The following is a 13288-nucleotide window of genomic DNA, read 5'->3' on the forward strand; positions in this document are numbered from 1 at the left end:
CTCCTAGCGCGCCGCCGGGCGAGCGGTCCGACGCTTGCGGGCCGGTGCGGGCCGTTCCAGCAGCGCCACCACCCCCTGACCACCGGCGGCACAGATCGAGACCAGGCCGCGTCTGGCGCCCCGCTCGTGCAGCAGCCGGGCCGTGGTGGCCACGATCCGGGCACCGGTGGCGGCGAACGGGTGGCCGGTGGCGAGCGAGGACCCGGCCACGTTGAGCCGATCGCGATCCAGCTCGCCGAACGCGCCGTCGAGCCCGAGCCGCTCGGCGCCGAACTCCGGGTCGCGCCAGGCCGCCAGGGTGGCCAGCACCTGCGAGGCGAACGCCTCGTGAATCTCGAACAGGTCGATGTCGTCGAGCGTCAACCCGTTGCGGGCCAGCAGCTTCGGCACCAGGTACACCGGTGCGGTGAGCAGCCCGTCGGCGCCGTGCACGAAGTCGACCGCGCCGCTGGCCGCGTCGACCAGGTGTGCCAGCACCGGGATGCGGTGCGCCTTCGCCCAGTCGTCGGAGGCGAGCAGCACCGCGGCGGCTCCGTCGGACAGCGGGGTGGAGTTGCCGGCGGTCATCGTCTCGGAACCGAAGACGGTACGCAGCCCCGCCAGCGTCTCGACGTTGGTCTCCGGCCGCAGGATCTCGTCCCGCCGCAGCCCGAGGTAGGGCGTCACCTCGTGGTCGAACAGCCCCGAGTCGTACGCCGCGGCCAGGTTGCGGTGGCTCGCGGCGGCCAGCTCGTCCTGCTCGGTACGGCCGATCCGCCAGTGCTGCGCGGTGCGCGCGGCGTGCTCGCCCATCGACAGCCCGGTACGCGGTTCGGCGTTGCGCGGGATCGCCGGGACGACCTGCCCGGGCCGCAGCCCGGTGAACGCCCGCGCCTTGCCCAGCACCCCGCGGGCCCGGTTCGCGGCCAGCAGCACCGCGCGCAGGTCGTCGTGCAGCTCGATCGGTACGTTCGAGGTGGTGTCGGTGCCGCAGGCGATGCCGGCCGCCGCCTGGCCCAGCTCGATCTTGTTGGCCACCGCGACGGCCGCCTCCAGGCTCGTCGTGCAGGCCCGTTGCAGGTCGTACGCGGGCGTCGTCGGGTCCAGGCGGGACCCGAGCACCGCCTCCCGGGTCAGGTTGAAGTCGCGGCTGTGCTTGAGCACCGCGCCGCCGACCACCTCGTCGAGCCGCTCGCCGGCCAGCCCGAGCCGGGCCACCAGCCCGTCCAGCGCGGCGGTGAGCATGTCCTGGTTGGTGGCGGTGGCATAGTGCCCGTTCGCCTTCGCGAACGGGATGCGGTTGCCGCCGAGCACGCCGACCTTCACGGCGCAGACCATACTTGCGGGTAGACTTACTCGCAAGTAAGGATGTTCCGCATGGTCGACCGATACCAGCGCCTCACCTCCGCCGGCCCCGGCCGGGCGATCGCCCGGCGCCTCGGCCTGCCGCGCCCCGCGGTGCTGCCCCGCCGCGACCCCGCGCAGCCGGCCGCGGTGCCGGGCCCGATCGTGCTCGCCGGCCTCACCGCCCCCAGCGGGAACCGCCCCCAGAGCAGCGACGGCGACACCAGCACCGGCACCGGCTCCGCGAGCGGCGACACCGGCACCGCGAGTGGCGACCGCGATATCGGCACCGATCCCGGCACCGCGAGCGGCGACACCGGTGCCGGTGCCGAGGGTGCGGCGCGCGACCCCGGTGCCGACGGCGCCGTCACCGTCACGGCCGGTGGCGAGCTGGCCGACGCGGTGCGAGCGGCGCTCGCCGCTACCGGCGTCGAGTTCGTCGCCGCCGCCGAACATCCCGCCGCCCTGGTGTACGACGCGTCCGGGCTCACCGACGCCGCCCAGCTCGGCGGCCTGCGGGAGTTCCTCGGGCCCCGGGTGCGGTCGCTGCGCACCGGTGGCCGGGTGCTGGTGCTGGCCCGGCCGCCCGCCGAGGCGCCGGACGTGGCCGCGCACGTGGCCCGCCGCGCGCTCACCGGGTTCGTCCGGTCGCTGGGCAAGGAGGTCGGCCGCGGCGCCACCGTCTCGCTGCTGCGCGTCGCCACCGGCGGCGAGTCGTCGCTGGGCAGTACGCTGCGGTTCCTGCTGTCGCCCCGCTCCGCCTACGTCTCCGGCCAGGTCGTCGACGTCGCTCCGGCACCGGCCGGCGGCCCCGGCCGAGCCGGCTCCGCCGACGGGGCGGCTGCCGAGCGGCCGCTGGCCGGGCGCACCGCGCTGGTCACCGGCGCGGCGCAGGGGATCGGCGCCGCGATCGCCGCGACGCTCGCCGCCGACGGCGCCACCGTGGTGTGCCTGGACGTACCGGCACAGGGCGAGGCGCTGGCGGCGGTCGCGAACCGGGTCGGCGGCAGCTCGCTGCACCTGGACATCACCGCGCCGACCGCGCCGCGCGAGCTCGTCGAGTACCTGACCCAGCGGTACGACGGGGTCGACATCGTGGTGCACAACGCCGGCGTGCTGCGGGACCGGACGCTGGCGAAGATGACCGAGGCGGAGTGGGACACCGTACTGTCGGTCAACCTGATCGCGCCGCAGCGGCTCACCGCGGCGCTGGTCGACGACCCGACGGCGCTGCGGCCCGGCGCCCGGATCGTCTGCCTGTCGTCGCTCAACGGCATCGCCGGCGCGGCCGGCCAGACCAACTACGCGGCCAGCAAGGCCGGCGTGATCGGCCTGGTCGAGGCGTACGCCCCCGTGCTCGCGCAGCGTGGCGTCACCATCAACGCGGTTGCGCCGGGCTTCATCGAGACCCGGATGACCGCGAGCATGCCGCTGACCGTGCGGGAGGTGGGCCGGCGGGCGAACAGTCTCGCCCAGGGTGGCCTGCCGGTCGACGTCGCCGAGGCCGTCAGCTGGCTCGCCGCGCCGGACTCCGGCGGTATCACCGGCCAGACCGTCCGGGTCTGCGGCCAGAGCCTGCTCGGCGCCTGACCGGCTGCCGGCGCCGGGTCGCGCCGCTCGACCGCTTGCTGGAGAAGGGAACGCGCGATGGGAGTTGCCGCCTCGTACCTGCGCGGGCTGCTGCCGCGGCCGGCCGCCACGAGCGTGCCGAGCACGGTGGTGCGCCGCGACGACGTCCGGATCGACCCGGCGCACCTGCTGCGCTACGCCCGGGTCTGCGGTTGCACCCTGACCGGGCCGCTGCCGCCGGCCTACCCGCACCTGCTCGGCTTCGCCCCCGCGCTGACGCTGATGGCCGGCGGCGACTTCCCGTTCCGGCTGCCGGGGCTGGTGCACACCCGCCAGGTGCTCACCTGGTACCGCCCGGTCGAGGTCGACGAGGCGCTCGACGTCGAGGTGTCCGCGGCGAACCTGGCCGCCCACCACCGCGGCGCCACCATCGACGTACTCACCCGGGTACGTGCCGGCGGCGACGAGGTCTGGGTCGGCCGCTCCACCTACCTGAGCCGTTCCGTGCGCCTCCCGTCCACCGGGGACGGTCCGGCCGAGCCGGACCCCGAGCCGTTGCCGGCGGATGCCTGGTGGCGGCTGCCGGCCGGGCTGGGCCGGCGCTACGCCGCGGTGTCCGGGGACCGCAACCCGATCCACCTGTCCGCGCTGACCGCCCGGCCGTTCGGCTTCCGTACCGCGATCGCGCACGGGATGTGGTCGGCGGCGCGCTGCCTGGCGGCGCTGGAGGGACGGCTGCCCGAGCGCGGCGAGGCCACCGTGTCGTTCCGCCGTCCGGTACGCCTGCCCGGCCGGGTGGGCTTCGGCGCCCGGATCGACGACGCTGCCATCACGTTCGCCGTGACCGATCCGGCCGACCGGCTGCTGGTCTCCGGCCGGGTCGCGCCCCGGGACTGACCGCGCCGCTCAGCGGGGGCGGGGCCAGTGGGTACCGCGCAGCAGGTTGTCCAGGCCGAGCCAGGCGAAGTTCATCAGCCGGGCACTGGTGACCTCCGGGTCCTCGTCCGGCCGGGTGACCGACCAGTCGGCGAGCGCCTCGCAGGCGCCGATCAGGCTGTGTGCCAGCGCCCCGAGGTCGTCGGTGGTGGGCCGGCGCCGGCCGCGCGGGTGGCGCTCGGCGACGGCCCGCTCGATCAGTACCGTGACGAACTCGACGATGGCCGACCGCAGCGCGGCGACCTCGCCGGCGAACGGTTCGCCGTGCGCCGGTGCCTGCTGGTGCAGCACCCGCCAGGCGTCCCGGTGCCGCGCGACGACGGCGAAGAACGCGCTCAGCCCGTACCACAGGGCGCGGTCGGGTGGCAGGTCGGCGCCGTGCTCGTCGTCGAGCGCCGAGACGATCGCGGTGCGCACCCGGTCGGCCTCGCGCTTGATGCAGGCCAGGAACAGCTCTTCCTTGCTGCCCAGGTAGAGGTAGAGCATCGGCTTGGAGATGCCGGCCCGCTCGGCCACCTCGTCCATCGACGCGGCGTGGAAGCCCTGCCGGGCGAACACGGTCACCGCCGCGTCCATCATCTGCTGCTCGCGCACCGCCCGCGGCAGCCGCTTGCGTCTGGTGGTCGCCTCCCCGCTCACTCTTGCGAGCTTAGCGGTCCGACCACTAACCTTACTCCGAAGTAGGGTTACTTGTGAGTAAGTAGGGAGAGATCGATGGTGCTGGATCTGTCCACGGTGGACTTCAGCGGCCTGACCCCGGACGAGTTCGCCCGGATGGTCAAGCAGGCGTCCAAGGGCGAGCTGGAGGCCGCGATGAGCGGGCCGCACCGGCGCGCGGTGCTCGACGAGGTGTTCGGCCGGATGTCCAGCCGGTTGCGCGCCGAGCGGGCCGGCACGCTGTCGGCGGTGATCCGGTGGACCATCACCGGCGACCCCGCCGACGAGTACGAGCAGGTCATCGACAACGGCACCTGCACCGTCGGCGCACCCACCGCCGCGAAGCCCCGGCTGTCCATCACCACCGACCCGGTCTCGTTCCTGAAGCTGGTGTCGGGCAACGCGTCCGGCCCGGCACTGTTCATGACCCGCAAGCTCAAGCTGGCCGGCGACCTCGCCCTCGGTGCCGGCCTGACCAGCTACTTCGACATCCCGAAGGCCTGAGGCAGCCATGTTCTCGATGGAGCTGACCGAGGAACAGCGCGACCTGCGCGACTGGGTGCACGGGTTCGCCGCCGAGGTGGTGCGGCCCGCCGCCGCCGAGTGGGACGAGCGCGAAGAGACCCCGTGGGAGATCATCCGCGAGGCGGCGAAGATCGGCCTGTACGGGTTCGAGACGATCGCCGAGCTGTGGGCCGACCCGACCGGGCTGTCCATGCCGATCGCCAACGAGGAACTGTTCTGGGGCGACGGCGGCATCGGCATGTCCATCTTCGGTACCACCCTGGCGGTCGCCGGCATCTTCACCGCCGGCACCCCCGACCAGCTCGCCGAGTGGGTGCCGGACTGCTTCGGCGACGCCGACGACCCGAAGCTCGCCGCGTACTGCGTGTCCGAACCCGAGGCGGGCAGCGACGTGGGCGCGATGCGTACCCGGGCGCGCTACGACGAGGCCAGCGACGAGTGGGTGATCAGCGGCCAGAAGGCGTGGATCACCAACGGCGGCATTGCCAACGTGCACGTCGTGATGGCATCGGTCGACCCGGAGCTCGGCAGCCGCGGCCAGGCCGCCTTCGTGGTACCGCCGGGCACCGCCGGCGTGGTCTCCACCCGCAAGATCCGCAAGCACGGGCTGCACGCCTCGCACACCGCCGACGTGTTCTTCGACGACGTCCGGGTGCCGGGCCGGTGCGTACTGGGCGGCAAGGAGAAGCTCGACGCCCGGCTGGCTCGGGCCCGCGAGGCGCGGGGTGGTCGCGGGCACGCGGCGTTCGGGACGTTCGAGATGAGCCGGCCGACCGTCGGCGCCCAGGCGATCGGCATCGCCCGCGCCGCCTACGAGTACGCGCTGGACTACGCCGGCACCCGCGAGCAGTTCGGCCGGCCCATCGTCGACAACCAGGCGATCGCCTTCACCCTGGCCGATCTGCGTACCGAGATCGACGCGGCCCGGCTGCTGGTGTGGCGGGCCGCCTGGATGGGCCGCAACGACAAGACGTTCGACGCCGCGCAGGGCTCGATGTCCAAGCTGAAGGCCGGGGACGTCGCGGTCTGGGCCACCGAACGCGCGATCCAGATCCTCGGTGGCGCCGGCTACAGCCGCGAACACCCGGTCGAACGCATGCACCGGGACGCCAAGATCTACCAGATCTTCGAAGGCACCGCGGAGATCCAACGCCTGGTCATCGCCCGAGCCCTCACCGGCCGCCACCTCCGCTGACCCGGGGACTGCGAACGACGGCGCCGTGCGGCGGCCCGGTGCGACGGTGCGCACCGGGCCGCCGGTGCCGGGCCGGTCAGGACTGGGTGCGCCGCCGCCGGGTCAGGACCAGCACCGCGGCACCGCCGCCGAGCAGGGCGAGCGCACCGCCGGCGATCAGGCCCAGCGACGTACCGGTCACCGGCAGGCTGCCGGAGCCGCCGCCGTTGCCGGCCGGGGTGAGCGACGGCTGCGCCGAGGCGGACGACGACGGCGCGGCGCTGCCGGACTGCGACGGCGACGCGGACGGCGACGTCGGCCCGCCGCTCGGCGACTGCGAGGGCGACCCGGACGGCGAGCTGCTGGGCGAGGTCGACGGCGGGCACGGCTTGCAGCCGGTGATGTCGCCCGCGTCCGCGTCGGTACCGTCACCGTTGGTCGACGCGTCGGTCCAGGTCTGCCCGCCGCAGCTGGCGGTGTGGTACGTCCACTGGTAGGCGCCGCCGGTGATCTGCGCGTCGGGGCCGAAGTAGAGCTTCGGCCAGTCCGATGTCGACGCCGGCATGCCGGGGCAGTCGGTACCGCGGTCGCCGGTGCCGTGCACGTCGCAGGCGTAGTCGTACCGGTTGCCGACGTTCTTGGTCGACGGCGGCGTCGCGCTGTCGACGGTCAGCGTGTAGTCGCCGGTCACGGTGCCCTTCACGCCGCGCACCCGGTTGCCCTCGCGCGGCGAGTTCGCCGTCCCGCCGATGGTCGCGAAGGTGCCCTGGTCGTGCAGCCGCACGGTCCAGGAGCCGTCGGTGTCGCCGGGGGTGATGGTGACCGACCGGTGCAGGTTCAGGCGCGCCCAGTAGCCGTGGTGGCCACTGTCGACGTCGTTGACGATGTGGACGGTGTCCTTGACGCTGCCGCCGGGGACGCTGCCGCTGGTGTCGGCCAGCGCGGGCGCCGCGGCGGCGAGGGCGAGCGCGCCCCCCGCGAGCGCGCCGACGGTCAGGGTTCGAATCTTCAACGGACTCCCTTTCTGGTGAGAGTGCTTCACGGTCTGCATCGGGCTGGCCAGCTGCGCCGTATCAGCTACCAGGGAGTAGTGGCCGGTCGTCGGTGCCGGCCGCCGATCGGGCCACCGGCGCCATCCGATCGGAGGAGAAGACCCCGCGGTGGCGTTCGGTGCCGGGCGTCCGGCCCGGGTTCAGCGGTGGGCCGGCCAGGCGTGCAGGGCGAGGGCGGCGACGTGGTCGAGCTGGGTGCGGGGCACGCCGTCGCGCGCCGCCTGGGCGAGGCCGTTGAGCGTGGTCAGCAGGTACCGGGCGAGGGCGGTCGTGTCGGTGTCGGCGGGCAGCCGGCCGGCGGCGACGTCGGCCCGGATCTTCACCGCGAACGCGGCGCACTTCGCGTTGCGCAGCCGCCGCAACAGCTCGTGCACCTCGGCGTTGCTGGTGTTCGCGTCGCCGCTGACGACCAGGCAGCCGGCCGGCAGGCCGCGCCGGGTGTACCGGGCCGGACCCTCGCGCAGCACCCGTGCGGCGGCGTCGCGGGCGGTGGGTTCCTCGGCCAGCGCCCGGTCGATGAAGTCCCCGTACCGGGTGTCGTAGCGGCGCAGCGCCTCGACGAACAGCTGCTGCTTGTCGCCGAAGGCGTGGTACAGGCTGGGCGCGCCGATGCCGAGCTCGGTGGTCAGATCGCGCATCGAGGTCGCCTCGTAGCCGCGGCGCCAGAACAGCCGGACCGCCTTGTCCAGCGCGGCGTCCCGGTCGAACGAGCGCGGTCGCCCGCGTGCTGCTGTCGCCATGCCCACATTCTATAGCGAACGTTAGACAATGTGCTACGGTCCTCATCTGTAACGACCGTTAGAGAAAGGGCGGGCCATGGGCAGGCTGGCAGGGCGCACGGCGCTGGTGACCGGGGCGGGCCGGGGGATCGGCCGGGCGATCGCGCGGCGCCTGGCCGCCGACGGCGCCCGGGTCGGCGTGCACTACGGGACGAGCGCCGACGGGGCGGCGCAGACGGTCGCGGCGATCGAGGCGGCCGGCGGCGAGGCGTTCCGGTTCGGTGCCGAACTCGGCGTGCCCGGAGACGTCGCGGCGCTGTGGTCGGCGTACGACCGGCACGCGGACGCGGTGGACATACTCGTCAACAACGCCGGCGTGCTGGGCGGGCGCACGCCGTACGAGCTCCTCGACGCCGCGACCTACGACCACGTCTTCGCGGTGAACACCAGGGCGCCGTTCTTCCTGATCCAGCAGGGGTTGTCGCGGCTGCGCGACGGCGGCCGGATCGTCAACGTGTCCACCCGGTTCACTCACGGCGCGCGCAACCCGGACCTGCTCGCGTACTCGATGTCGAAGGCGGCGCTCGACGCGCTCACCGCCACCCTGGCCAAGCAGCTCGGCGGCCGTGGCATCACCGTCAACGCGGTCGGCCCCGGCGCCACCGACACCGACATGAACGCGGCCCGGCTGGGTACCGCCGAGGGGCGTGCCGCGATCGCCGCGCTCTCCCCACTGGACCGCGTCGCGGCGCCGGCCGACATCGCCGACGTCGTGGCGTTCCTGGCCTCCCCGGATGCCCGCTGGGTCACCGGACAGTGGATCGACGCGAGCGGCGGCTCGCTGCTCTGACCCGTACGGGGTGATCGCTGCTCTGACCGGCACGGTGTGATCGGCCCGACCCGGACCGTGAGGGGGTGGTGCTTCGGGCGGGTCGCGGGGATGGCCCGGCCGGTGGTACGGAAGCATGTCGGCGTGTCGACACAGCAGACGACCCCTCGCCGCGCCGCCCTCCTCGTCGCCGTCGTGCTCGCACTGGCCGGCGCCGGATGCGGACCGACCGCCTCCGGCGCCGATCCCGGCGCGACCAGCTCGTCGAACGCGGAAGCGTTGGCGCAGTTGGCGAAGCTCACCGTCCGCGCGCCGGCGAGCATGGCCGAGTACCGTCGCGACCGGTTCGGGCCGGCCTGGGCCGACGTGGACGACAACGGCTGCGACACCCGCGACGACGTACTGGCCCGGGACCTGACCGGGGTGCGCCGGGACTCCGACGGCTGCACCGTGCTGTCCGGCAGCCTGCACGACCCGTACACCGGCCGTACCATCGCGTTCCGGCGCGGCGTGCGCACCTCGGCGGCGGTGCAGATCGACCACCTGGTACCGCTGGCGAACGCGTGGCGCACCGGCGCCCGGAGCTGGACCGCCGACAAGCGGCAGCGACTCGCCAACGACCCGGCGAACCTGCTCGCGGTCGACGGTCCGGCGAACGAGTCCAAGGGCGACCAGGACGCCTCCACCTGGCTGCCGCCGGCCGCCGGCTACCACTGCGCGTACGTGGTGGCCCAGGTGCGGGTGAAGTCCACCTACGGACTGTGGGTGACACGGGCGGAACACGACGCGATCGCCCGCGTTCTGCACGGCTGCGGCGCCGGGTCGCAACCCGGCGCATCGGCTCCCGGTTCGCCGTCCCCGGGCTCGACGGCTCCGGGTGCGTCGGCGCCGGGTTCGACCGCTCCGGGTTCGGCGGCGCCGACCGTGCATCCCGGGTCCTGGTGCGGCACACCGGATGCGCGTGGCCGGACCGCCGGCGGTACCGCGATGGTGTGCACCGGCCCGGCCGGTGAGCGACCCCGCTGGCGCACCCCGAACTGAGCGGTCCCCGCCCGGCCGACACCGGTTGTTCCGGGCGTCGCCGCAGGTCGATGCCGGCTTCGCGGTTCTGTCGTACCGGCCGGTTATCGTGACGCGGCAGGCAAGCACGGCACCGGATCGGTGTCGGGTCGACAGGGAGGGCACACCGCGTCGATGGACGAAACAGAGCCGATTGCGGTCGGCGGGCAGACCGGTGCCGACCCGGTGCGACGCAGCGGCGCCGTGCTGGTCCGGCCGGTGCCGGTGCGCAAGCTGGCGAAGGTCCCGTTCGTGGAGCTGGCCGACGGGCGGGTGCAGGGCGTGGTGTCCAGCGGCTCGGACATCGCCCGGGTGTACGTGTCGTCGGTGACGGCGGTCGGGCACGGCCTGAGCTGCAGCACCAACAACAACCGGCCGTGCGGCGCGCTGCACGGACCGTACCCGTGCAAGCATCTCCGCCTGCTGCTCTCCGAGGCCACCCTGCAGTACGGCCTGCCGCGGGTCGCGCGCTACCTGCGGGTCGAGGTCGAGCCGGACGGTGACCTGGAGTCCGCGCTCGACCCGCACCACGAGCCGACCCCGGCCGCCACCGTCTTCAGCCGGTTCCTGCGCCACCTGTCCTACCTGGAGCTGCCCGAGGTCGCCGAGCCGATGCCGGAACTGCACTGGTTCGGCGGGACGAGGGCGGTCGACTGATGCTGGCCACGCAACTGGGCACGTTGCTCGCCGGCGAGGTCGCCGGCCTCGACCCGGCCCTCGACGTCGCGGACGGGCTGGACGACGCGCTGGCCCACGGGTTGGGCCGGCTGGGCGATCCGGAGCGCGCGGCGCTGACGGCACTGGCCGCCGCGGTCGGCGGCTCGCCACTTTCCACCCCGGTCGGCGAGGCGGTCGCGAAGCTCGCCGCGGGCACCGTGGCGGACGAGTACCTGGCGGCGCTCGCGGGCGCCCGCACGGCGCTGTTCGGCGCCGCGCACGACGCCCTGCTGGCCCGGCTCGACGACGCGCTCGGCCGGCAGCGCGCCGAGTGGGCGGGTGCCGGCACCGACGCCGCGGCCGTGCCGCTGGCGGCGGCCCGCTCCTGGCTCACCGAGCTGGCCGTGACCGGCTGGCGCGGCGTCGACGAGGACCTGGTCGCGGCGTCCGCCCCGGTGGTCGCCGCGCTGCTGGTGGAGCCGCGCACCCGGCGGCTCGCGGTGCTGCTCGACGGGTTCGGCGCCGAGCTGCGCGCCTGCGCTCCGGTCGCCACGATGGAGCTGCTGCCGGTGCGCCGCTGGGGCGACCTGTGGTCGCGGGCCGTTCTGCTCGCGCAGGACACCTGGCCTGGGCCGGCCGAGCCGGTTCCGGTCTCCGGCCGGCTGTTGCCGCTCGGCGTCGACGTGCACGAGCACGCCACCGCGGTGCAGGTGCAGGTGCACGGCGTGCTGGAGAGCGCGGAGGGCGTCCGGTCGGTGCGCGCCTCCCTGGTCGCGGCGAAGGTCGACACGATCGTCGGTCCCGCGGTGTGGAGCCTGTTCGACGCGCCGGTGCTGCTCGGTGCGCTCGCCGAGCACCGCGCGCTGGAACTGGCCGACATGCCCCTGCTGCCCGGCGGTGACCTGCGCTGGCGGGAGAGCGCGGCGCGACTCGGCGAGCCGGCCGACCCGTTCACCACCGCCCGGCTGGTCCTGCCGACCGCGACCGCCGTGGCACCGCCGCCGCTGGACCGGCATCCGGCCCGGCTGGCCGAGCCGGTGCTGGTGGAGGACTACCAGACGGTCGACGGTGCGGCCGTGCTCGACGGGCACCGGCTGCGGTTCGATCTCGACCGGCTGCCCGGCTGCGGCCCGCTGACCCCGGCGCTGGTGGCCGGCTCGACCGGCTGCATCGGCTTGCTGCGCTGGGACGCCGGCGAGTGGCTGCTGCAGCCGCTCGCGGTGCGGGCCACGGTGAAGCGCAAGCCGGTCGTGGCGGCCACCGGTGACTGGGCGCTCGGCCCGACCGATGCCAAGGTGGCCAAGGCAGAGGCGAAGAACGACGCGGTTTCCGTGCTGCGGGAGCGCGCGGGACGGCTGCTGCGCTCATGACCGACGACGAGCGGGACGCCACCGGCCCCGATTCCGCATCCGGCCACGACGATCGGGCGCTCGGCGCCGACCGCGAAACCGGGTCGGTCGACGACGATCGCGCGGCGGACGCCGATCGCGATGCCGCGCGACGCCAGGTGCTCTACTGGCGGCTGCTGTCGCGGGTGTTCGGCGCGGACGAGCAGCCCAACCTGGAGACGACCAGCGTGCAGATCGTCGACGAGCTCGGGCTGCCACCGGCACTGGCCGACCCGTCGGTCAGCGTCGACACCGTGGTGCAACGGTTCCCGGAGCTGGCGGCGGAGTTCGACGATCTGTTCCGGCCCACGCCAGGAGAGCGCGACACCGCCGCAGAGGTGCGCCGGGCCGCGCTCGCCGGCAAGCTGCTGCTCAACGTGTTCGCCACCGGCAGCGGCAACGTCAGCGCCACCCAGCTCGCCGGCTGGCAGGCAGACGCCGGCTGGTTCGAACGCGCGCTCGGCTGCGAGCCGGGGCAGCTGCGCGGCTCGCCCCACGGCAACGAGCTGGGCGGGGTGCTCGCCGGCATCGAGGGTGACCTGGTCAACCGGATGCGGCTGCGTGAGGTGCTGGCCGACCCGGTGCTGGCCCGGCAGCTGACGCCGAGCATGTCGCTGATCGAGCAACTGCTGCGGGACAAGTCGAACCTGTCCGGCGTCGCGCTGGCCAACGCCAAGGCGCTGATCCGGCGGTACGTCGACGAGGTCGCGCAGGTGCTGCGCACCCAGGTGGAGAAGACCAGCGCCGGCACCATCGACCGGTCGGTGCCGCCCAAGCGGGTGTTCCGCAACCTCGACATCGACCGCACCATCTGGCAGAACCTGACCAACTGGAACCCGGAGGACGAGCGGCTCTACGTCGACCGGCTATTCTACCGGCACACCGCGCGGCGTACCACCCCGGCGCGGATGATCGTGGTCGTCGACCAGTCCGGTTCGATGGTCGACTCGATGGTGAACTGCACGATCCTCGCGTCGATCTTCGCCGGGCTGCCCAAGGTCGACGTGCACCTGATCGCGTACGACACCCGCTCGCTCGACCTGACGCCGTGGGTGCACGACCCGTTCGAGGTGCTGCTGCGCACCAACCTCGGTGGTGGCAACGACGGGCCGGTCGCGCTGGCCATGGCCCAGCCCAAGATCGCCGACCCGCGCAACACGGTGCTGGTGTGGATCTCCGACTTCTACGAGTTCGACCGGTCCCAGCCGCTGTTCGACGGGCTGCAGGCGGCGCACCGTTCGGGGGTGCGGCTGATCCCGGTCGGCTCGGTGACCAGTTCCGGCCGGCAGGAGGTCAATCCGTGGTTCCGGCAGAAGTTCAAGGACCTGGGCACCCCGGTGATCTCGGGCCACATCCGCAAGCTCGTGACCGAACTCAAGAACTTCCTCGGCTAAGGCTAG

Annotated in this window: 13 protein-coding genes; 9 read left to right on the plus strand and 4 right to left on the minus strand. The window is 74.0% G+C overall.

Features of this window, described 5'->3' with window-relative positions:
* Positions 1–3 precede the first annotated feature (3 nt).
* On the minus strand, positions 4–1305 hold the full coding sequence (locus NUM_RS34170; RefSeq protein WP_370467112.1) for an acetyl-CoA C-acetyltransferase: 1302 nt from the start codon (positions 1303–1305) through the stop codon (positions 4–6).
* Positions 1306–1356: 51 nt separating this feature from the next.
* On the opposite strand from NUM_RS34170, the gene NUM_RS34175 reads away from it, so the two are divergent.
* Both NUM_RS34175 and NUM_RS34180 read left to right on the plus strand, forming a co-directional pair.
* Complete coding sequence (locus NUM_RS34175) at positions 1357–2913, plus strand: 3-oxoacyl-ACP reductase (protein ID WP_207129077.1); 1557 nt, start codon at positions 1357–1359, stop codon at positions 2911–2913.
* Positions 2914–2970: 57 nt separating this feature from the next.
* Entirely contained in the window at positions 2971–3789 is an 819-nt protein-coding gene (locus NUM_RS34180) for a MaoC/PaaZ C-terminal domain-containing protein (RefSeq protein WP_207129078.1), read from the plus strand.
* A gap of 9 nt (positions 3790–3798) precedes the next feature.
* On the opposite strand, the gene NUM_RS34185 is transcribed toward NUM_RS34180, so the two are convergent.
* Positions 3799–4467, minus strand: coding sequence for a TetR/AcrR family transcriptional regulator (locus NUM_RS34185; RefSeq protein ID WP_370467113.1), 669 nt, complete (start codon positions 4465–4467; stop codon positions 3799–3801).
* Positions 4468–4542: 75 nt separating this feature from the next.
* On the opposite strand from NUM_RS34185, the gene NUM_RS34190 reads away from it, so the two are divergent.
* Together NUM_RS34190 and NUM_RS34195 are read left to right on the plus strand one after the other, a co-directional pair.
* Positions 4543–4989 (plus strand): SCP2 sterol-binding domain-containing protein, encoded by a 447-nt coding sequence (locus NUM_RS34190; protein ID WP_207129079.1) that lies wholly within the window; start codon positions 4543–4545, stop codon positions 4987–4989.
* A gap of 7 nt (positions 4990–4996) precedes the next feature.
* A complete protein-coding gene (locus tag NUM_RS34195; RefSeq protein WP_207129080.1) occupies positions 4997–6205 on the plus strand; it encodes an acyl-CoA dehydrogenase family protein in 1209 nt (402 codons plus the stop codon).
* A 76-nt stretch (positions 6206–6281) separates the two neighbouring features.
* Here the strand turns inward: NUM_RS34195 and NUM_RS34200 are convergent, their stop codons facing one another.
* Positions 6282–7196 carry a hypothetical protein gene (locus NUM_RS34200; protein ID WP_207129081.1) on the minus strand — a complete coding sequence of 305 codons (915 nt, stop codon included), beginning with the start codon at positions 7194–7196 and terminating at the stop codon, positions 6282–6284.
* A 180-nt stretch (positions 7197–7376) separates the two neighbouring features.
* Positions 7377–7976 (minus strand): TetR/AcrR family transcriptional regulator, encoded by a 600-nt coding sequence (locus NUM_RS34205; protein ID WP_207129082.1) that lies wholly within the window; start codon positions 7974–7976, stop codon positions 7377–7379.
* Between the two features lie 76 nt (positions 7977–8052).
* Between NUM_RS34205 and NUM_RS34210 the strand changes: the two genes are divergently transcribed.
* From NUM_RS34210 to NUM_RS34230, 5 genes are all read left to right on the plus strand, one after another.
* Positions 8053–8805, plus strand: coding sequence for an SDR family oxidoreductase (locus NUM_RS34210; protein WP_207129083.1), 753 nt, complete (start codon positions 8053–8055; stop codon positions 8803–8805).
* Between the two features lie 123 nt (positions 8806–8928).
* Positions 8929–9825, plus strand: a complete 897-nt coding sequence (locus NUM_RS34215) for an HNH endonuclease family protein (protein WP_207129084.1) — start codon at positions 8929–8931, stop codon at positions 9823–9825.
* A gap of 153 nt (positions 9826–9978) precedes the next feature.
* Positions 9979–10500, plus strand: a complete 522-nt coding sequence (locus NUM_RS34220) for a hypothetical protein (protein ID WP_225919037.1) — start codon at positions 9979–9981, stop codon at positions 10498–10500.
* On the plus strand, positions 10500–11870 hold the full coding sequence (locus tag NUM_RS34225; RefSeq protein WP_207129085.1) for a hypothetical protein: 1371 nt from the start codon (positions 10500–10502) through the stop codon (positions 11868–11870). The genes NUM_RS34220 and NUM_RS34225 overlap by 1 nt, the downstream gene beginning before the upstream one ends.
* Entirely contained in the window at positions 11867–13282 is a 1416-nt protein-coding gene (locus tag NUM_RS34230) for a vWA domain-containing protein (protein WP_207129086.1), read from the plus strand. The genes NUM_RS34225 and NUM_RS34230 overlap by 4 nt, the downstream gene beginning before the upstream one ends.
* Positions 13283–13288 lie beyond the last annotated feature (6 nt).

The sequence above is a fragment of the Actinocatenispora comari genome (genome assembly GCF_017312725.1).
GTDB lineage: Bacteria > Actinomycetota > Actinomycetes > Mycobacteriales > Micromonosporaceae > Actinocatenispora > Actinocatenispora comari.

Excerpts from the sequence above, each read along its gene's own strand:
- NUM_RS34175 (WP_207129077.1), top strand. The coding sequence starts at position 1,357 with ATGGTCGACCGATACCAGCGCCTCACCTCCGCCGGCCCCGGCCGGGCG.
- NUM_RS34180 (WP_207129078.1), top strand. The coding sequence starts at position 2,971 with ATGGGAGTTGCCGCCTCGTACCTGCGCGGGCTGCTGCCGCGGCCGGCC.
- NUM_RS34190 (WP_207129079.1), top strand. The coding sequence starts at position 4,543 with ATGGTGCTGGATCTGTCCACGGTGGACTTCAGCGGCCTGACCCCGGAC.
- NUM_RS34195 (WP_207129080.1), top strand. The coding sequence starts at position 4,997 with ATGTTCTCGATGGAGCTGACCGAGGAACAGCGCGACCTGCGCGACTGG.
- NUM_RS34205 (WP_207129082.1), bottom strand. The coding sequence starts at position 7,976 with ATGGCGACAGCAGCACGCGGGCGACCGCGCTCGTTCGACCGGGACGCC.
- NUM_RS34210 (WP_207129083.1), top strand. The coding sequence starts at position 8,053 with ATGGGCAGGCTGGCAGGGCGCACGGCGCTGGTGACCGGGGCGGGCCGG.
- NUM_RS34220 (WP_225919037.1), top strand. The coding sequence starts at position 9,979 with ATGGACGAAACAGAGCCGATTGCGGTCGGCGGGCAGACCGGTGCCGAC.
- NUM_RS34225 (WP_207129085.1), top strand. The coding sequence starts at position 10,500 with ATGCTGGCCACGCAACTGGGCACGTTGCTCGCCGGCGAGGTCGCCGGC.
- NUM_RS34230 (WP_207129086.1), top strand. The coding sequence starts at position 11,867 with ATGACCGACGACGAGCGGGACGCCACCGGCCCCGATTCCGCATCCGGC.